This is a genomic window from Veillonella denticariosi JCM 15641 (assembly GCF_002959855.1).
GTDB lineage: Bacteria > Bacillota > Negativicutes > Veillonellales > Veillonellaceae > Veillonella > Veillonella denticariosi.
Genome location: NZ_PPDB01000001.1, coordinates 305,952 through 326,447, shown reverse-complemented (window position 1 = coordinate 326,447; position 20,496 = coordinate 305,952). Strand labels below are relative to the sequence as shown.

Below are 20,496 nucleotides of genomic sequence, written 5' to 3'. Positions count from 1 at the left end.
CACTCAGTCTATACACAACATGTTATATAACACTATATATTAACGACCATCAGGACGCTTGCGGGTCCGAACAGGTCGCTTACGACTTTCGCTCGGTTTAAAAGGTCCCGGAAACGCTGTTTCCCCTGAATTTTTCACCGTTCGCGGTCTGAAGCGGCTCTGCGTTTCCTCCCGCAATGACGGTAATGCATCCGGTGTACCGACCTGTTTCACGCCTTCCACATTACGGCGTCCGATGCTGGCCAAAATCCCGACAGCCATAAAATTCATCAATAAAGATGAACCGCCATAGCTGACAAACGGCAACGGTACCCCCGTAACAGGCATGATCCCACAGACCATGGCAATATTAAAGAATGCCTGACCACTGATGAGCAATGTAATCCCCATCGCTAACCATTTGCCGAATGTATCGCGCGATTTGTTAGCAATGCGGAATCCAAAATATGTGAAAACGGCTACCAGTAAAACTACAAATACGGCACCGGCAAAGCCCATCTCTTGAGCCCACACGGCAAACGCAAAGTCCGTATGCGCTTCGGGCAGATAAAAATACTTAGACGTACCTTGCATGAAGCCTTCACCGAAAAGGCCTCCGGAGCCGACAGCCAACAAGCCCTGTACCGTCTGATAGCCCATATCCTGAGCATGAGGCCACGGATCAAACCAGGATTGTATACGCTCCCAACGGTACGGCGAAGATCGCGCTAATAAAAATCCAAGGAAAGCCGCTACTACAAAAGCACCGCCAAAGAACTTCCCGTCAAATCCGGCTAAGTAAATCAAGATAAAAGAAAACCCTAGAATGAGTACCATTGTACCCATATCAGGTTGAAGAATCGTCAACAAGCCAAAAATGATCGGCCACCCCAATGTCGGCAGCATATAACGCAATCGCTCGATTAAATAACCGCCTACATCAGGAAGAGGGGATTTAAATCTGGGGCGTTTCCACTTCATCGTACTCAATTTTGCCGATGTCCATATGATGGCCGCCAGTTTAGCAAACTCCGACGGCTGAATGGATATAGGCCCTATGACAATCCAACGTCGAGCGCCATTGATAACGGTCCCCATCGCAAAAACAATGATCAGACTGATAGCCGTAATCACCATGATTCGTTGCAGAATATGTTGCTTCTGCAATCGTCTATAATCATAACGATACAAAAGAATCCCCATTATTATAGATAAAATCAGATATGCAAGATGTCTTGGAAAATATCCTAGCAACCCCGTATTATCGGAAATAGAGCTGATATAGGTGGCACTAAAAATATTAATACTACCTATAATCGTAATAATCAATATAGGCAATAACATGCCTTGCAGGTCATTTTTGAAAAGCGACCCCCAACGACTGATGCCTTTATTTGGAGATTCCATATTAAACCTCCTTTATGACTTTCGGTTTAATCGCTTCCAAACGGAAAATCGGCTGCCCTTTTGCACTGAATTTCTCTTCGTACTCAGTTTTTACATTCGGTAAGTCGGTACTATGCAAATCATAGGTTACATTTTTAAGTTCCCAGCCGCAGGCCTTGAATTCCTCAAGAGAAAACATAAACAAGCCTTCATTATCCGTCTTAAAATGCACCTCTCCGCCGTCTTTTAAAAGGCGCGCATATCGATCCAGGAACGTATGATATGTGAGTCGACGTTTTGCGTGTTTCGCCTTAGGCCATGGGTCACAGAAGTTAATGTAAAATCTGTCTACCTCGCCCGGTGCTACAATATCTTCAATACCGGCAATATCAAACAAAGATACTTTCGCATTATCCCGCTTAGCTTCAAAAATTTTTCGTGCCGCATAATAAATAACGCCGATTTGTACCTCAAAGCCCACAAAATTCGCATCCGGATAAGCCTCTGACATGCCTGCGATAAAGCGACCTTTTCCCGTTCCAAGTTCCATATAGAGAGGCCGTTCAGAATGTGAAAAAAGGTCTCGCCACTTTCCTTTATGGTCCGCCTGTCCGGACAAAATAATATGAGAATCATATTCGTGGATAGCCTCATCAATCCACGGTTTTCTTCGAAGGCGCATATTATCTCCTTACGTTTATTTACATCGTTTATATCTATTTAAGTAGGTCATATACCTATCTTTTTAATTATAGAAAAGGGGGATATAAACGTCAATCCTATTCTAAGCACAAAAAGACCTGCTTCCGTAGAAGCAGGTCTAAGACTAGTTAAAAATCATGCTTTCAAGATTTTCTATTTGATACTTGCTAAGCCCTAATTCAGATAGACTCTTCTCAGCAGTGGTAAATAAATTGTTTTTACCAACGCGGGTTCCCAATGCTGCAGCCGCTACCAGTTCACGATCTAATTTACCTAAACGGGAGCGATTGCGGTTCTGAGGTTTCGGTTTTTTCATGCGGAACGTATTATACTGCACTGCATTCTTATCCTCATCGTTCTTAGTTTTTTCCAGTGTCCCCGCTACAGTGGTGCCATTCCCCAAAAGGGCACCCAATCCTGTACGCTTCGGCACCAATTTTTCATAATCATCCCCAAATTCAGGGCGTTCTTCACGCAATTCCGCAAAGGTGGCAAGAGCTGTATTCATCTGCTTCAACCCCGCAGCGGAATACAATTGACGAATTGCAATACTTACCTCTTGAGGTGTCAATGTACCGCTTTCTATAGCAGATGTAATAGTTTGTTTCAAAGAAGCTTGATCCCCATTTGCCGTATACCGACCAATCGACACCAAATCCTTTTGTCTTGCATTAAGCTCTTTCGGTGTATATGTATTTATTTCTGAGATAGGCGGTGCCTGCTTCGATACCTGCTCACCCGCCCCATTAGCCTCGAACATATAGCCACCGGCAACGATAGCCAAGGCTAATGTTAAGGTTAATACTCGTTTCAACGTCCTGCAATCTCCCTTACCATTAATGTTATATAGATTTATCAAGCAATAATACTGTAGTTACATACATTAACAACAATTATTCTTACTATAATACATACTGTAGGTATTATTATATAATACTTCATCTAATTTTTATAGTCCCAGTTCCAAAAAAACTATAAATTTTTAACAATTATAACAAAATTATAAATTTAATAACAATCGAGAACTGTCATCAAATCAATCTTTATGCGGACTTACAGCATTTTAAAAACCATTACCAATTCTTAACATTCGAAAACTCATACAATTATAATTTATTATGTATAGTTTTTGATGAATATATGTATATTATTATCATTAATAGAGCATCAGATTAAGGAGATTAAAACGGAGAGACACCTAAAAAATATAGATTCGTACACCATAAGAGGAGCCATCGCATTAAGATGACTCCTCTTTTAAATCATTTATTATGACTTTCGTAAATAATAGTATAGCCTGTATCGGTTACAGATACGATTTGTTCAATCTCACCGGTCGGATCATCTGTAAACGTAAAACTTTCACCAGCATCAAAGGAGGCACTGGTTCCACAGGACGAACTCAGATCGCGCGGTACAGGACGTAGTTCTATATCGGTTACCCCCTCAGGGGCCTCACGTTTAAATCGAATCGCACCGAAATGGGAATAAAAAGTAGCAATATATTTCATAGATACTCAATTCTAGGTAATTTAACAAATGGAATTATAGATTACAAATATCAACTATACATTAATCATATCACATAAAGTCCAAACTGCTACAATCTAAGCATTAGCGCGTTTTGTATTAAATATAGCAATGATGAGTGCTACTATAAATCCAACACCTACAGCAATCTGACCATTCAATGTAGGCCCTGCACCGGATGCGGCAAGGCCAAAATTATGTGCAAATGCAGCCCCTGCCGCAAGGCCAAGTACTGTAACAGCGGAATCGGAATTACCTTCACCGGTCATGATAAGTTGACGCAACGGGCAACCGCCAAGCAATACACTGCAGAAACCTGCAAGCGCCATACCCAGGAAGTTCCACAATCCATCTGTATGTGCAATCGGTTGGTTTTCAAAGCCGAGATGGAAATTACCAAAGCTGATATTTACAACGAATACACCAATGAGAACAGCTAAATAACCAAAGATAAGAATAGATTTTTTGAACAAGAATAAATCACGGAAGCCACCAACGGTGCAAAGCCGGCTTAATTGAGCAAGGCCGCCTACAACCAGACCTGCGACCAAGGAAATAAGCCAAGGTGCATGCATTGAGCCGGGACCTTTTTGACTAAAGAGGATAAATGCCGGTGCAGCCACAAGGAGAATCAGCAAAGCCACTTGGATGGCAGGCATCATGGCTGATTCCAGTTTACTCAACGCATAGGTACGTTGCAATGAATATCCGCGCTTTAAAAAAATCGTTCCGATACCGACACCTCCGGCAAAGCCGAGAATACCGAAAATAGCATTTAAATCGCCTCCGCCCAGGCGCAAAATCATGCGAAGAGGACACCCGAGAAACATCAAGGAACCGATCATGACAAAAAAGCCGAGAATAAATCGAATGATAGGCGACGAACCGCCCTTGCTCTGATGTTCCCCCCGAATAATGGATAATGCATAAGCGCCTAATATAAGCCCGATGACTTCAGGGCGAATATACTGTACCGGTGCAGCCCGGTGCAGACCAAGACTACCAACGGTATCACGAATAAAGCAGGCGATACAAAATCCCATATTAGCAGGATTACCTGCCAACACCAGAAAGCCTGCAATTGCCCCGATAATAAGACCTGAAATAATCAACGTCCGTTTCTCATGAAACCCATTCATAATAAACTCCTTTCCGCTTACCTATACAACAAAACCAAACTATATGAATCCACCAGAATAAAAATATATAAGCATGATATAATAACCATAAATATACATTATCATTCATGGAGATTGCCTATGAACTATATTTATCTGGACAATGCCTGTACGACATTTCCCAAAGCGCCGACCGTAGCGAACGCTATGGCAAACTATATTACAAACCGGGGTATCAATATCAACCGAGGCTCCTACACTCTCGCTTATGATGTAGAGGATATCATCTATACGACACGTGAACGTCTACATCATCTATTCAACGGCTGCGATCCGTCCCATGTTATCTTTACACAGAATGTTACGATGAGCCTCAACATGGTCATTAAGGGACTGCTCAAGCAGGGGGACCATGTACTCGTCAGCTCGATGGAACATAATGCCGTTATGAGGCCTCTGACCCAATTGCTTGCAGATGGCATCACATTTGATGTCATTCCTTGCGATACAACAGGATCTATCGACCTCCCTGCAATACAGAATCTCATTCAGCCCAAAACGGTGGCTATCATCATCAATCACGCCTCTAATGTATGCGGCACCGTACAACCTATTGCGGAAATCGGCGAAATATGCAAACGCCATAATTTACATTTCATCGTCGATAGTGCTCAGACAGCGGGCACACTGCCTATCGATGTGAAAGCATCACACATTGACGCACTCTGTTTTACAGGACATAAAGGATTACTCGGTCCGCAAGGTGTCGGCGGTATTGTAATGACAAAAGATATGGCAAATCAACTCATCGCACTTATAGCGGGCGGTACCGGCAGTTTTTCGCACTTGGAAACCATGCCGACCACGATGCCTGACGCCTTTGAAGCGGGCACGTTGAACTTGCCCGGCATTATCGGCCTCAACGAAGGACTTAGATTTATAGAGTCTCGAGGAATAGAATCAATTCACAACCATGAAATGGCTCTAACCAAAACATTTCTCGCAGGATTACAAGCGATAAAGGGCATTCATATCATCGGTAAACAGGATACACAGGACAGGACAGCCGTCGTGTCAATCACCGTAGACAATATGGATCCGGCCACCGTAGCCTACGAGCTCGAATCAATCCATCACATCATGACTCGTGTGGGGCTTCATTGTGCACCGCGAGCGCACAAAACACTGGGGACCTATCCCAAAGGAACCGTGCGTTTCTCCTTCGGCTATGCCAATACCCAGGAAGATGTAGCAAAAACACTGTCCGCACTGCGCATAATTACGAATACTTAAATAATCTAAAGGTTATATATTATATATAGCCTTTTTTTCGTCCAAAACATTTCATTTTTAGTAAATACATCTCCCCCTCCGGAAATATATAATTTGCCCTATGCCTCGCGTAGTCGTCCTATTGCATCGGCACGACACCGATTGCAATGTGTCATCTGAGGCACATAGTGTCGAATGAACCGGCGTATATTATCAATTTCATCCTTCGTCGGACTCCGATGATTCGCAAAGAATGTATCATGTACGGGAATCATGGCGATACAATTCATCAGGTCGACACCCCACTCTTCCGCCTGTTTAGCGATAGCCGGTACATGATCCATGTTGACTTCCGGTACAACCACCGTATTAATTTTGACGATAAAATTTCGTTCCTTTAATTTTCTGATACTTTCAGCCTGACGTTCCAATAAAATACGAGCCCCCTCAATACCTCTATAAATCGTATCATCATAGCACACCATGGAATACATATGGCTCGCCACGACCGGGTCGATAGCATTTACCGTAATCGTCACATGAGTAATTCCTAAATCATGAATAGCGTCAATATAATCCGGAACGGCAAGACCATTACTGGATAAACACAACATCACATGAGGGATTTCACGTTTCACGAGACGAAATGTTTCGAGGGTCTTATCCGCATCACACATGGGATCTCCGGGTCCAGCAATACCGACAACGGAAATATCTCGACGCGCATCAAATACCTTCCGCACAAAAGATACAGCCTCTTGAGGCGTATATATATGTTGTGTCACGCCCGGACGATTTTCATTGGCACAATCGTACATGCGATTACAATAATTACATCGAATGTTACAATTCGGTGCTACCGGCAAATGTAATCGTCCCCAGTTGGCCGCGGCATCCTTGTTGTAACACGGATGATTTTGCAAGAAACTTTGTCCTTGAATCTCTTTCATACTCAACCTTTCCGTCCGAACTTAATGGCATTCTTATGACATACATGCAAACAATCACCACAGTTAGTACAGTTCATTTCATCGGGGCGAGTTCCCATTTCACAGATGCGCAGGCACGCATCACAGTTATCACAAGCATCAGTTTTATAGACTCTGAAGATAGAAATCTTACGAATCAGTTCCATGATGCCCCCTACAGGACATACAAATCTGCACCATACATTAGCAATAATAAGGGATGCGGCGATAATGGATACCACCGTAATGGTACGGGCAGCCCAATACCATTCTGAGAACTGCATAGATAAAATGACTGCATTAAAATATTCATCACTCGTCCGTATCGGTATCATAATGCGGGGATTGCCGTATTTGAAATATACGATAGCGCCTAATACAACCATAATCACCATCCCCAGCTGGAATAAGCGCATATAGGACTTTCGATTTTTCCATTTGCTTATTGAAAGTTTCCCCAGCATTTGATTTACCCATCCACTTGGACAGAACCAACTGCAAAAAGCACGGCCAAAGAGGACTGCCATAATCAGGATGATAATCCACCATGCATAGAAATACGCTGTAATTCGCCCCCAGCAGGTAATCATGGAGCAGCTTTCACAGTTGACGAAAGGCACGATATAAGGACAGCGGAACACTCCGTAATACACCCATTTGCCCATAATAAAAAGAAATATAAACTGCACGATACGGCGCCATATGGATAGTTTTTTTACCGATCTGGATGCACAGGCATTTTCGGATTGAACAGTACAGCTTGTGGATGCATGACATTGATTACACATCTTTTACACCGAACCTTTCTATCAAATCGAGACCTCTCGCACTATGAACAGATGTAAACCCGTGATTTTCAAGGATTTGTTGCCCTTCCCTGGAGCGTGTAAACTCAATATAATCCGATGCTAATGCACGATCCTGCACATATTTCATCGTGTTAATGGTGAAAGTCAACGGTGCCGGCGGCACGAATTGTGGTGATATCGGGAAATATTCGATGCGATCCTTAAAACGGTCATGTGTAGTGAGCCGTTTTTCAATAATGGATACGTCCCCTTTCCCCTCTATAAGGTCGCACATCATAGAGATAACACAGGCATTTTCAGATACCATGTTTTTCATAATGCCCTCTGTCAAGCCGGATAATTTCATAATCCCCTTTACGGAAGCACTGCCGGGCGGTGATGCCCCCAGCGGCAACATGACCCGGACACCCGGCTCAGCCATATCCTGCAAATCTCTTATCCCCGCAGGATTTCCTTTCGGTGTCACGATAACATAGTCTGTAAAACATAGCGGTTCAAAGGCGATACTTACACCCTTCTTGCGCATAGTTTTCGCCAATTCTAAACCGCGAGCGCCAAAAATCTCGGTGCGACTCTTTCCGTCCATCAGGGATTTACCGATCGCCCCCGCAAAAGCACCTGTGTACTGAATATTATGTCCGGTATGCATCGTATAGACTTGATTTAAATCTAAAAAAGCCTCCGACAGCCCTCCACAGGTCCACACTTGAAGTGAATCAGTCTGTGTCGGTTTATACGCACCGCGTATAAACGAGGGTACTGCGGAAGCTGCGGCTAAAGCTAAAGCGCCACCAATAAATTGGCGCCGGGATATATCTTTTTTCAAAAATCCCACATACTCACCACCTTTTTACTGAACTTTACAGCATTCTATATATTTGTATTATAATATGAATTTAATGCATAATTCTAATATTCTATGCATTTTAGGTTAAATCTCTTTATACAGATTAATCATATTAAATACCATAATTCATCTAATTCTATAAAAACGATCTATATATATTTATATCGACATTATTGAATATTTATTACCTCCATATATCATGCATTTTTCGACAGATAAAGAAACGGTATATGTACTATGCATTACAGTTATAGCAAGAAGCTATCAGACAGTTTATTATTTCTAGATAATTTTACATTTATATTTACGTGCTTGGTGTAACTGATGATTACTTATACCTATTAAGCGCGTAAAAAAAGCGGTACAACCGATTGGTTGTACCGCTTTAATTTATCAATTATTCAGCAGTGAATGGCAATAAAGCGATTGCACGTGCACGTTTGATAGATGTAGTCAATTTGCGTTGATGTTTTGCGCAAGTACCGGAAATACGACGAGGTAAGATTTTACCGCGTTCAGTCGTAAAACGACGAAGTTTAGCAACATCTTTATAGTCGATTTGATCGATATGGTCTGCACAGAAAACGCATACTTTTCTTCTTGGCTTTCTGCCTCTATCTCTTCTCATTGCGAATCCTCCTTTTCGAATTAGTAGGAGTCCCTGACACTAGAACGGGATGTTTTCGTCATCGCCGCCTGTACTGAAACTATCAAAATTGGACCCACCATCGAAAGAATTAGTATTCATATCAAGGGATTGGCCCACAAAGTTCGCTACCACTTCGGTAACGTACCGCTTTTGACCATCCTGAGTCTCGTAGGAACGAGTCTGCAAGCGACCTTCTACAAAGCAACGGTTGCCTTTACGAAGATTACCTGCCGCTTCACCAAGTTTACCCCACGCAACGCAGTTGATGAAAGCAGTCTGTTCTTTCGTCTCATTCGTTGTGGAATCAATATAGGTATTCGTTGCAGCCACTGTGAAAGTTGCCACCGCACGACCTGTTTTGGTATAACGGACTTCAGGGTCACGAGCTAAATTACCTAGAATTTGTACAGAGTTCATGTTTTCCTCCAGGCTTTAATTATGCGTCGTGTTTTACAATTAAATGTCTTAGGACTTCATCGTTGATTTTTATTACACGATCGATTTCTTTGATTTCAGCAGGATCTGCTTCAAAGTTAATCAATACATAAAAACCGTCAGTGAATTTCTTCACCGCGTAAGCAAGACGTTTCTTGCCCCAACGATCTACCTTTTCTACTGTGCCGCCTACACGAGCAATTAAAGCTTCTACTTTTTCAATAACAGCGTTAGTTGCCTCTTCTTCAGCTGGTTTCACAATAAACATGACTTCGTATTTGTTCATACAAAATCACCTCCTCTTTCGGACTAATGCCCCTATCGACACATAGGGGTAGGAAGTGCTTACCATCAATAAGCCTTACTATTATAACCTAAAAATATGATGAAAGCAAGGACACATTTTGAACTGCATCTCCTAAAAATGTATCCAATTCTTGGCTCTTGGCGGCAGTTTATTTATAGCCCCTGCTTTCATAAAAATTATATTCTACTGTATCGTTCATCCTCCGGATAAGCTATTACAGCACAGAGAATAACAAATATAGCGATGATTCCCATCATCGGATATGCCGAATCGTTCGGCAGGAAGGTCAACATCAAAGATGATACGATACCGCTGCCATATTGCATAGCCCCCAATAAAGCAGCCCCTGATCCGGCCATTTTACCGGCACGATCTAATGCCAATGCATTCGTAACCGCTGCGATAATCCCATTCATGGAGAAAAATAAAAAACAACCGATAACGATTAACCACAGTGAATGATATCCTAAAAGCATCAATCCCATCACAACTGATACGCAAAAAGCGGCAAACAGAGTAGCATACCGCAATAATCGATCGAGGCGTATAGCACTGACGATACGGCGATTAATAGCGCTCAACAACATAACACCGATAATATTAACAGCAAACAGATATCCGAAATATTCGGTCGGGACTTGATATACGTCAATATATACGTATGGAGAGCCTGTTAAAAACGCATAAATGGCAATATAAAATGAACTCACACAGAGTGTATATTTCATAAAACCCTTATTGCGTAATAAAATCCAATAATTTATATATGTATGGCTGATAGAACGCTTGCTGCGTTTCTCCCGGGGATGTGTTTCAGGTAATACAGCCACCGCCACGAGCATCACTATACCGATTCCGACCAATAGCCAGAATATAGCATGCCAGGTATACCACAGAAGCAAATGCCCCGCCAGCATCGGCCCCACAATAGGCGCAATCGCCATGACAATGGCAAGGGTCGACAACATCTTAGCCGCCTCGGTCCGACCGTAAAGATCTCGAATCATAGCACGAGATAACATAGGCCCTACACAGGCACCAAACGCCTGGAATACTCGCCAAGCAAGTAACTCCAGCATAGATGAACTCAATGCACATCCTACAGAACCGATAATGAATAAAACTATCCCAATTATAAGCGGTTTCTTACGACCAATTTTATCGCTAACGGCGCCCCAGAAAAGCTGTGCCAACGCAAAACCTATTAAGAAACCGGTCAACGTAAGCTCCGCATCACCATTGAGATCTCGCCCCATTGCAGGCATAGCAGGCAAATAAATATCCGTAGATAATGATGTAAACGCCATTAAGGCACTTAATATAGAAATAAAAAGCCATCCTTTATTGCTAATCGTCAGCATAAAGTCACCACTTTCATATGCACACAGAACCACAATTTAATAACTATACATCCTCATTATACCAAAGCTAAGAATATAATAAAAAGCGTAGCAAAAACTACGCAAGATTCTATAGAAAACTATTGCACCATTATTCTATATAATTTACTATATAAACTATACATGATATAAAATCCCAATCACAGAAAAGGAGTCCTCATGGCCAATATTAATGAAAACTATTTAAACCTACAAGGTTCTTATTTATTTGCCGATATCGCTAAAAAGGTAAGTGACTACCAAACGGCTCATCCGGATGCGGATATTATCCGTCTCGGTATCGGCGATGTTACATTGCCGCTCGTACCGGCTGTAATCGATGCAATGAGTAAAGCCGTTCAGGAAATGGGAAAAGCGGAAACATTCCGCGGCTATGGTCCCGAACAAGGCTATGATTTCCTTCGCCAAGCAATCATCGACGGCGATTATAAACCATTAGGCATCGAAATCGCTCCGGATGAAGTTTTCGTATCCGACGGTGCTAAATCTGATGTCGGTAATATCCAGGAATTATTCAGCGAAGACAATATCATCGCCATCACCGATCCGGTATATCCGGTTTATCTTGATTCCAACGTTATGGGCGGCCGCACCGGCGAAGCGGTGGACGGTATTTTCCAAAAGGTTGTGTACCTGCCTACCTCCACTGAAAATAATTTCTCTCCTGAGTTTCCAACAGAGCACGTAGACATCGTATACCTCTGCTCCCCTAATAATCCAACGGGCACGGTGTTAAGTCGCACGCGTTTAGCTGAATGGATCAACTGGTGTAAAGAAAACGATGTAATCCTGATGTTTGACTCCGCCTATGAAGCTTTCATCAGTACGGACGATACGGTTCACTCCATCTATGAAATCGAAGGTGCTCGTGAGGTGGCTATCGAGTTCCGTTCCTTCTCCAAAACGGCCGGCTTCACCGGTACACGTTGTGCCTATGCAGTAGTACCGAAAGAAGTAACCGGGAAAACTAAAGCCGGTGAACGTCAAGCGCTCAATCCTATGTGGAATCGCCGTCAATGTACGAAATTCAACGGGGTTCCTTATATTATTCAACGCGGCGCCGAAGCGGTTTATACAAAAGAAGGCCGCGAACAGACACGCGCAAACATTGCATACTACAAAGAAAACGCCCGCATCATCAAGGAGGGCCTCGAATCTATCGGCCTCACTGTATACGGCGGTGTCGATGCACCATATATTTGGCTTAAAACCCCTGAAAATATGACCAGCTGGGAATTATTCGACATCTTGCTTGAAAAGGTTCAAATCGTATCTACACCGGGTTCCGGCTTCGGACCTCACGGCGAAGGCTACCTTCGTTTAACATCCTTCGGCAGTCGTGAAAATACGATTCGCGCTGTTGAAAGAATCAAAACTTTACAGTTCTGATAATCATTCAACAGTCCGATCATCGTTCAAAATGCACAAATAACTATATACATAGAAAGACCGGGTACATCTCCATTTATTCGAATGAGATGTACCCGGTCTTTTCATATCATTTAGGACTTTAATATTTACTTGATAATGCCCATATTTAGTTTACGACACTTATTTTAATTAATGACGACTACTTTTAATTAAAAGTATCCTCATAAACCAATTAGAAGCTATGCCGTATCCCCGCATCCACGCGATAGGAATTATCTACCTTAGCACCAAAGTTTTTGGTGAAAGTCCCGTATACATATGTGTTCGGACGTACACTCCAGGAACCTCCGAGTTCAAGGTCAAGCCATGTATCTTTTAAATTTACTTCACTCCTTGTTGTCGCTTCTCCGGCCGTACTGTATGTAGCATTCATTTTACCGGAAAACTCATGGGCTAACGCAGCCTTAAGGAAGATATTGCTATTCTTATTTTCCTTGCCGATGCCTACACCGACGCGGCCGATAACGGAATTAACCGCATCAGAATCAATATGTACGTTGCTGCCCGCGTCAGTTCGAGCATCAAAGCTTTTACCGGACAAACGGCTGAACGACAACTCCGCATTAGGATCGATATAAAAACCATTGTCCTTCTTAATCCGTTTACCATATTCAACACTCAAGGACGCCCCTATATTATGGTAATCACCGCTTAATGTAGTGCCTAAACTATTTCGAACGGTGAAGTCATTTTTCAAACGATTTACCTTACCAATCACATCTACGTAACGGCCATCGGTAAACTGTTTTGCACCATATAGAGCTAAGCCCGCTGTTTTACCTGAGCCGGAGCCTTGCGCATAGTCACTATTGCTCGTGCCATACAATAAAGCGCCACCGACTGTCCAGTCACCATGAAGCGTATCATAGCCCACCTGTGCCATGTTGTACGTTTGATTTACATAGGCATCATCTGTCATTTTAGACTTACCGCCAATATATTTGCCCCAAACACCATGTGCAGCCGGATTGATACGCACATCCCCGAGACGACGTTGCAAATCATTCGTATCGGCCCTCATCTGCATAACAGAAGAAGCTAACGCACTTTTAGCCCCTGAAACCAATTCACTTTCACGGGTCGTCATCGATGTTTTATCAGATACATAAGCTCTGCCGTTTACATCATACCCTTCGGTTCCAAGATTAGCGGTCACCGTCGGACTGATAATGCCTTCATCGACCTGTACCGTAGTGGACAGATTGCGTTCCCCTTTAGTATAGCCGGCATATACCAGTTTGTTGGCCAAACGATTCAATACTTCCCTGAAATTCGCCGATTTAAAATCACCGGATTCATTCAGAGCGCCTGAGGAACTGTGCATAATAAGAGCCGAACCTGTATCGGCATGATTGACAATGATGTCGCCTTTCCCGTTTTTCATGGCCGGAGCGCCCTTCAAATAATCCGCCACAGCATGGCCTTTGTAATTATTGATCGTTATAGGTCTTTCATCCACCGGCTGAATAATACCGCGACTCGCCTCATCCGCACCGCCTATAAAGTGCTCCACTTTACTGCCCGTATACAAATAATTTGCCGTATCCGGACGACCTTGTGTCGGATATACACGTTCCGCCCCTAACCATTCATTGCGCCACGTAGCACCATTCTGCAAATATAATCTTAAACCGCCATGATATGGATTGTTATTACTTTCATCAAATTCATTAAGTACACCGCCAACCAATTTAGAATTAGGCGTTGTTAACCCCAAAGAAATTTCGGATCCATGATTATGAGGATTCACTTCAATGCCGTAATTCTTATTAATAAACCCTACATTACCGTACATCTTCACATCATTTTTCCCCGGATGCAAACCATCCATCCCGGTATTCACGTAAACAAAACCTTCCTCTGAAAGTGCGGAATATGTATCCGAAGTATCCAGCGGATGTGTTTTAACATCTGCACCGCCGAGAACGCGAATATATCCGTCTTTATTTGCCTGTAAACCGACACCGACCACATCTATATCGGCATTTCCTTTTACGTTAACGCGAGTATCGTCATTATTGCCGTCACTGGTCAGACCGCCATAGCCGGCATAGATACCGCTCATATAATAATGCGCTAAATCAGGTCTTCGCTGAGCTCCGCTTTCAGCCGGAGCAGGATTTTTAACCTTTATCGTTACATTTTTATCCAATGCCACCTGCGTTCCATCAAGCGCATAAATAGCCGTTACATTGTTATGGTATTTTGTACCATTCACGCCCATCCCCGATACATCTACAGTCACATCATCCGTATAGTGCCGCGTCTCTCCCCACAAATTAAGTCCGATGGATTTACCGTCCGTATGACTCGTAATCGTCGTAGCCGATACCATAACATCTGCGCTGGCACCCGTAATAAGCAATGCCGCTATAACGGCAATATATGTAGTCCTTTTCATGTGCTGACCTCCTCAAACGTACACACAATAAATATCTACTTTTATTCTATCCGTCCAGAGGGTGTATGTGTCAATTCTTGGACATATGATGTTTTCTTTTTAATCCATAACCAGGCGCTATGTATCGATATAGTTGTGCAAAATATAATTAGGCGATTATACCTTTAAATATCCTCTAATAATATTCTATAGAATATTATTAAAAGCACTCATTCTATGCTATAATATTCAATGGAATTTACTTTAATTATATATAGGAGGCTAATATGAATATTCGTATCGGCATCGTCGGCTACGGCAATTTGGGCCGTGGCGTAGAAGCATCTGTTAAATTACAACCGGACATGGAACTTGTTGGCGTATTCTCTCGCCGAAAAGGTCTTAAAACTGTTTCCGGTATTCCGACCTATACAATGGAAGATCTACCTAACTTCAAAGGGAAAATCGATGTTATGGTTCTTTGCGGCGGCAGCGCAACGGACCTTATCGAACAGACACCGATGGTATCCAAATACTTCAACTGTATCGATTCTTTCGATACTCACGCACGTATTCCTGAACACTTCGCCAATGTAGACAAGGTGGCTAAAGAGGCTAAAACAGCTACATTGATTTCCTGCGGTTGGGATCCGGGTATGTTCTCCTTGCAACGTGTATATGCTGAAAGCATCTTGCCGAAAGGCAAATCCTACACATTCTGGGGCCGCGGCGTATCGCAAGGACACTCCGATGCAATTCGCCGTATCGAAGGCGTCGTTGATGCTCGTCAATACACATGCCCTAAAGAGGAATATCTCGAAGCGATCCGCAACGGTGAAACACCTGAGGTTGACGCATACAAGGGGCACCTTCGCGACTGCTACGTAGTGGCTGCCCCTGATGCGGACAAATCAAAAATTGAAAACGAAATCAAAACTATGGAAAACTATTTCGTAGGCTATGAAACCGTGGTTCACTTCATCTCTCAAGAGGAACTCGATCGTGACCATAAGGGAATTCCACATGGCGGTTTTGTTCTTCGCTCCGGTGAAAGCACAGACGGCACACGTCACGTTGTCGAGTACTCCTTAAAACTTGACTCCAACCCTGAATTCACAGGCTCCGTTCTCGTTGCCTACGCACGCGGTATCTATCGCCTCGCTAAACACGGCGGCACAGGTTGCTACACCGTATTCGATATTCCACCGGCTTGGATTTCCACACAATCTGCCGAAGAATTAAGAGCACATTCTCTATAATAAAAAAGGTCCTCATCGAGTTAAATAGATGAGGATCTTTTTTCATACATATTAAAAGAGACCTCCCTAAGATGGTCTCTTTTTTTATCCTATAAACCTCTTTTTACGCTTACTTAATACCAACGTGTTAACGGCAACTCGTTCGTAACACCTTTTGTCATCAGAATTTGATGCAAGTCCATATTACCGATGTAGAAACCTGCCGCACATCCGCAAAGATACAGATCCCACATACGTACGAATTCACTGCCCCGTTTCGCTTCTACTTGCTCACGGACGCCTTGAAAATTGTTATACCAATGCATTAAAGTCTTATAATAGTGATACCGTAAACTTTCAACATCGATGACATTCATATCATAGTCATAAGCGAGACTGACCATTTCGCGAAGGGACGGCAAACATCCGCCCGGGAAGATATATTTACGAATCCAGGCACTTGTTTCCTTTTCAGAAGGATCACTGATGTAATGGAGCAGGAATAAACCGCCGTTTTTAAGCATGTCCGAAGCGTCCTCCATATACAGAGGAAAATTGGGACGTCCTACATGTTCAAGCATGCCGATGCTGACAATGCGGTCAAAGGTACGCCCGGAAGCCGCTACGTCGCGATAATCTATAAGCTCAATCTCAACCTGTCCTTCAAGGCCATATTCTTTGATGCGTTCCTGCCCCTTTTTCCATTGTTCTTCGGACAGAGTACACCCATAGCCCTTAACACCGTATTTACGGGCCGCCTCAATGAGAAGGAATCCCCATCCACAACCGATATCAAGCAAGGTCATTCCCTCTTTTAAGTATAATTTATCGAGAATATGATGAACCTTTTGATATTGCGCATCTTTGAGACTATCATCGTCATGCTTAAAATACGCACAGGAATAGCTCATGGTTTCATCAAGCCATAATTTATAGAATTCATTGCCTAAATCATAATGAGAAGATACTTGTTGTTTTTGATCTTTCTTTTTAAGACCTGCATTAAAGAGCGAGCTAAGTACCTTCCGATTGATAGAGTCCTTTCCTACATGACCAAGGACTACACAAAGCGCTTTAAATAAATCCCCTTCAATTTCGATATCTTTACGCATATACGCTTCACCTAGGGCGAGTTCTGCGGATATTAACAAATCCTTCTTTGGAATATCGCGATTAACGATGACGGTAAACTCGGATTCTCCGTCACCGATCGTATATTCATTATCTCCAATTTTTACGGTAAAACAATGATCATTGAAACGTTCTAAATAATGGACTAAGAAACTATCAAATAGTTTGGAAAACATACTTAACTTCCTTTCCTATTAGCTTTCACAATATAGTTTTAGAAATATATATTAACATAATTGGATACATTCTATACCCTATTAATATATACACCTATAAATTATATCTATATAGTTACGGCGAATAAAAATCTATATTAATCCTATATTTTAATATGAACTTATCAAATTTCTTGAGGTAACATATTTAACTCTATTTATATTATAGCACTTCTTTATAGCACTTCTAAATAATCTATTCTAAATTTATAGAGCAACTCCATCGTATTAGTATGATATAATATTTATTTGATAAGGTTTGTAACGAATCATTGCTATAAGCCTTCACAATGAACGAAATCGTCCACATATTCCATGTGGCATTATGTATTATGTATATCAAAGGTGGTACCATGAGCACAAATTTAGAAGTAGGCATTGTAGGACTCCCAAATGTCGGTAAAAGTACATTATTCAACGCAATTACCAAGGCCGGTGCGGAAGCGGCGAATTATCCGTTCTGCACAATCGAGCCGAATGTGGGCGTTGTAGACGTGCCTGACGATCGTCTACAAGTATTGGCGGACATGTTCGGTTCCAAACGTATCCTGCCCGCAGCGATGCGCTTCGTAGATATTGCAGGACTCGTAGCGGGCGCATCTAAGGGCGAAGGTCTGGGCAACAAATTCCTCAGTCACATTCGTCAAGTGGATGCGATTGCACAGGTAATCCGTTGTTTCGACGACCCTAACATCACACATGTATCGGGTTCTATCGATCCGATTCGCGATATTGAAATCATCAATACCGAACTGTGCCTGGCCGACCTCGAATCCGTAGAAAAACGGAAGCAACGCATCGAAAAAATCGCTAAATCCGGCGATAAAGAAGCTCGTGCCGAACTACCATTGTTGGAACGCATCATCGAAGGTCTCGGAGAGGCAAAGCCGGTTCGTGCCCAAGGTCTCGACGAAGACGAATTGGATATGATCAAGGAATTGACTTTGCTCACGGCTAAGCCATCCCTCTATGTGGCCAATATATCCGAAGACGAAGTATCCGATTACTCCGCTAACGAGTACGTAAAACGCGTGGAGGAATACGCAAAAGCGGAAGGATCCGGCATCGTAGTCGTATCCGCCCGTATCGAATCCGAAATCGCCGAATTATCCGATGAAGAAGCCGCTGCATTCTTAGAGGACCTCGGTCTTTCCGAATCCGGTTTGACTAAACTCATCAAAGCAAGCTATGCTCTCTTAGGCCTCATCAATTACTTCACGGCCGGCGAAATGGAGGCTCGTGCCTGGACCATCGTAAACGGTACAAAAGCTCCACAGGCGGCCGGTAAAATCCACTCCGACATCGAAAAAGGCTTTATCCGTGCTGAAATTGTATCCTTTGATGACTTACAAGCTTGCGGCAGTCAGAACGCCGCTAAGGAAAAAGGACTTGTACGCCTGGAAGGCAAAGATTACGTCATGAAGGACGGCGACGTAACACATTTCCGTTTCAATGTATAAACAAATTTATAATAACAAAAACCAGTAAATCACAGGATTTACTGGTTTTTTATTGCTATGTAATAGCCTTTTATATAAATTTATTTGTCATTTTTATTTAAAACATTTTTGACACCGCTGATTGCACCATCTACGGCATCCTTAATGTCTTCAGTCGCTTTTTTAAGATCTTCAGTAACATCTTTAGCAACATCTTTAACTTTTGCCGCTGTATTTTCTACAGCACCTTCCGCTTGCATTTTTTTGTCACCGGTTAATTTACCTGCATTCTCTTTCAATGCACCTTTAGCTTGGTCAAATTTTTCATCTAAAGCCATGATTATGACTCCTTTCATTTAAACATATAATTTATACATCCAGCCTAAAACGTTTTAGTTATTTATATGTTTAACATTAAACACTTAAGATATCTATATAAATTTATAAACATATCAATATATTTTATATTATATCATTCTACAATTAAAAATTAAATGAAAGGTTTCAGTTTAAGTATAGGAACGCAATCAAATCACTCTTACGATTTCATCCATCGTGCGACGCGTCTTATTACGATGAGGTTCTTCATCACGATAGCCAAAGGCCGCCATTACGGCAATACCGAAGTGTTTTGTATCAAACAAACCGAGTTCATCACCCAAGAATGCAGTCATCTTATCCTGGTTAAAACCTTCTAACGGACAGGAATCGAGGCCTTCATACGCGGCCATCGTCAACATGTTCGCCATTACGATATAAGCTTGTTTAGATGTCCAGTCGAATGCAGCGCGTTCAGACTCAAAGGTTTTGTAATCTTCCGTAGTAAACCCTGCATAGAAATCACGATATGCCGCATCAATTTCAGCAGGTAACTGTTTGACTTCTTCTTGAATATGACGAATATAAGGAGAATCAAATTCCAAATCAATCTTCTTGCGTGCCAGGATCACTACAAAATGACTGGCTTCGAGACCTGCCTGAATCCCCCAACCATAACCCTTCATTTTTTCTCTGATTTCAGGATTTTGAATCACCAACAATTGGAACGGTTCAAAACCAAGGGATGTCGGCGCCAAGCGTGCGGCCTGCAAAATGGCATTCCAATCTTCATCAGATATTTTTTTAGACGGATCAAACTTCTTGCACGCATATCGATACGTCATGGCATATTCCAGATCCTTACGGTCAAATTTAGGTGCTTGCAGTTTTACTGTTTCTATTTCATATTTACTCATTTGTATCTCCTTATTTAATACATAA

20 protein-coding genes are annotated in these 20,496 nt (G+C 42.4%); 4 read left to right on the top strand and 16 right to left on the bottom strand.

Going from position 1 to position 20,496, the window contains the following annotated elements; translation table 11 throughout:
• Window positions 1-39 precede the first annotated feature (39 nt).
• The 5 genes from VEHSUH05_RS01590 to yedE all read right to left on the bottom strand — a co-directional run bounded on the left by VEHSUH05_RS01590 (window position 40) and on the right by yedE (window position 4,736).
• The gene (locus tag VEHSUH05_RS01590) at window positions 40-1,386 is read right to left on the bottom strand and encodes an FtsW/RodA/SpoVE family cell cycle protein (protein WP_105090542.1); all 1,347 of its coding nucleotides are present in this window, start codon (window positions 1,384-1,386) and stop codon (window positions 40-42) included.
• A 1-nt stretch (window position 1,387) separates the two neighbouring features.
• Window positions 1,388-2,047: a tRNA (guanosine(46)-N7)-methyltransferase TrmB gene (gene trmB, locus VEHSUH05_RS01585; RefSeq protein WP_054673877.1), complete on the bottom strand. Its 660-nt coding sequence runs from the start codon at window positions 2,045-2,047 to the stop codon at window positions 1,388-1,390.
• 144 nt (window positions 2,048-2,191) lie between these two features.
• Complete coding sequence (locus tag VEHSUH05_RS01580; protein WP_105090541.1) at window positions 2,192-2,881, bottom strand: hypothetical protein; 690 nt, start codon at window positions 2,879-2,881, stop codon at window positions 2,192-2,194.
• Between the two features lie 448 nt (window positions 2,882-3,329).
• A complete protein-coding gene (locus tag VEHSUH05_RS01575; protein ID WP_105090540.1) occupies window positions 3,330-3,578 on the bottom strand; it encodes a putative Se/S carrier protein in 249 nt (82 codons plus the stop codon).
• Between the two features lie 96 nt (window positions 3,579-3,674).
• Window positions 3,675-4,736, bottom strand: coding sequence for a YedE family putative selenium transporter (gene yedE, locus VEHSUH05_RS01570; RefSeq protein ID WP_105090539.1), 1,062 nt, complete (start codon window positions 4,734-4,736; stop codon window positions 3,675-3,677).
• 120 nt (window positions 4,737-4,856) lie between these two features.
• Between yedE and VEHSUH05_RS01565 the strand changes: the two genes are divergently transcribed.
• Complete coding sequence (locus tag VEHSUH05_RS01565; RefSeq protein ID WP_105090538.1) at window positions 4,857-6,008, top strand: aminotransferase class V-fold PLP-dependent enzyme; 1,152 nt, start codon at window positions 4,857-4,859, stop codon at window positions 6,006-6,008.
• Between the two features lie 98 nt (window positions 6,009-6,106).
• Here VEHSUH05_RS01565 and VEHSUH05_RS01560 read toward each other — a convergent pair whose 3' ends face one another.
• The 7 genes from VEHSUH05_RS01560 to VEHSUH05_RS01530 all read right to left on the bottom strand — a co-directional run bounded on the left by VEHSUH05_RS01560 (window position 6,107) and on the right by VEHSUH05_RS01530 (window position 11,363).
• Complete coding sequence (locus VEHSUH05_RS01560; RefSeq protein ID WP_054673882.1) at window positions 6,107-6,937, bottom strand: radical SAM protein; 831 nt, start codon at window positions 6,935-6,937, stop codon at window positions 6,107-6,109.
• Window positions 6,938-6,939: 2 nt separating this feature from the next.
• A complete protein-coding gene (locus VEHSUH05_RS01555; RefSeq protein WP_105090537.1) occupies window positions 6,940-7,743 on the bottom strand; it encodes a 4Fe-4S binding protein in 804 nt (267 codons plus the stop codon).
• Window positions 7,736-8,599 carry a substrate-binding domain-containing protein gene (locus VEHSUH05_RS01550; RefSeq protein ID WP_105090536.1) on the bottom strand — a complete coding sequence of 288 codons (864 nt, stop codon included), beginning with the start codon at window positions 8,597-8,599 and terminating at the stop codon, window positions 7,736-7,738. Before VEHSUH05_RS01550 ends, VEHSUH05_RS01555 begins: the two co-directional genes overlap by 8 nt.
• Before the next feature lie 409 nt (window positions 8,600-9,008).
• Window positions 9,009-9,239 (bottom strand): 30S ribosomal protein S18, encoded by a 231-nt coding sequence (rpsR, locus tag VEHSUH05_RS01545; protein ID WP_004693795.1) that lies wholly within the window; start codon window positions 9,237-9,239, stop codon window positions 9,009-9,011.
• Window positions 9,240-9,278: 39 nt separating this feature from the next.
• Complete coding sequence (locus tag VEHSUH05_RS01540) at window positions 9,279-9,677, bottom strand: single-stranded DNA-binding protein (protein WP_038118163.1); 399 nt, start codon at window positions 9,675-9,677, stop codon at window positions 9,279-9,281.
• 19 nt (window positions 9,678-9,696) lie between these two features.
• Entirely contained in the window at window positions 9,697-9,981 is a 285-nt protein-coding gene (gene rpsF, locus VEHSUH05_RS01535) for a 30S ribosomal protein S6 (protein ID WP_038118165.1), read from the bottom strand.
• Window positions 9,982-10,178: 197 nt separating this feature from the next.
• Entirely contained in the window at window positions 10,179-11,363 is a 1,185-nt protein-coding gene (locus tag VEHSUH05_RS01530) for a multidrug effflux MFS transporter (protein WP_105090535.1), read from the bottom strand.
• 198 nt (window positions 11,364-11,561) lie between these two features.
• Between VEHSUH05_RS01530 and VEHSUH05_RS01525 the strand changes: the two genes are divergently transcribed.
• A complete protein-coding gene (locus VEHSUH05_RS01525) occupies window positions 11,562-12,791 on the top strand; it encodes an LL-diaminopimelate aminotransferase (RefSeq protein WP_105090534.1) in 1,230 nt (409 codons plus the stop codon).
• A gap of 214 nt (window positions 12,792-13,005) precedes the next feature.
• On the opposite strand, the gene VEHSUH05_RS01520 is transcribed toward VEHSUH05_RS01525, so the two are convergent.
• The gene (locus VEHSUH05_RS01520; RefSeq protein ID WP_105090533.1) at window positions 13,006-15,234 is read right to left on the bottom strand and encodes an autotransporter outer membrane beta-barrel domain-containing protein; all 2,229 of its coding nucleotides are present in this window, start codon (window positions 15,232-15,234) and stop codon (window positions 13,006-13,008) included.
• Between the two features lie 266 nt (window positions 15,235-15,500).
• Here VEHSUH05_RS01520 and VEHSUH05_RS01515 point away from each other — a divergent pair, with 266 nt between their 5' ends.
• Window positions 15,501-16,472, top strand: a complete 972-nt coding sequence (locus VEHSUH05_RS01515) for a diaminopimelate dehydrogenase (protein ID WP_105090532.1) — start codon at window positions 15,501-15,503, stop codon at window positions 16,470-16,472.
• 113 nt (window positions 16,473-16,585) lie between these two features.
• On the opposite strand, the gene VEHSUH05_RS01510 is transcribed toward VEHSUH05_RS01515, so the two are convergent.
• Window positions 16,586-17,758 (bottom strand): class I SAM-dependent methyltransferase, encoded by a 1,173-nt coding sequence (locus VEHSUH05_RS01510; protein WP_105090531.1) that lies wholly within the window; start codon window positions 17,756-17,758, stop codon window positions 16,586-16,588.
• Between the two features lie 392 nt (window positions 17,759-18,150).
• Between VEHSUH05_RS01510 and ychF the strand changes: the two genes are divergently transcribed.
• Entirely contained in the window at window positions 18,151-19,257 is a 1,107-nt protein-coding gene (ychF, locus tag VEHSUH05_RS01505; RefSeq protein ID WP_054674179.1) for a redox-regulated ATPase YchF, read from the top strand.
• An 80-nt stretch (window positions 19,258-19,337) separates the two neighbouring features.
• Here ychF and VEHSUH05_RS01500 read toward each other — a convergent pair whose 3' ends face one another.
• Window positions 19,338-19,574, bottom strand: coding sequence for a CsbD family protein (locus VEHSUH05_RS01500; RefSeq protein WP_054673887.1), 237 nt, complete (start codon window positions 19,572-19,574; stop codon window positions 19,338-19,340).
• Window positions 19,575-19,763: 189 nt separating this feature from the next.
• Window positions 19,764-20,471 carry an NAD(P)H-dependent oxidoreductase gene (locus VEHSUH05_RS01495; RefSeq protein ID WP_105090530.1) on the bottom strand — a complete coding sequence of 236 codons (708 nt, stop codon included), beginning with the start codon at window positions 20,469-20,471 and terminating at the stop codon, window positions 19,764-19,766.
• Between the last annotated feature and the right edge of the window lie 25 nt (window positions 20,472-20,496).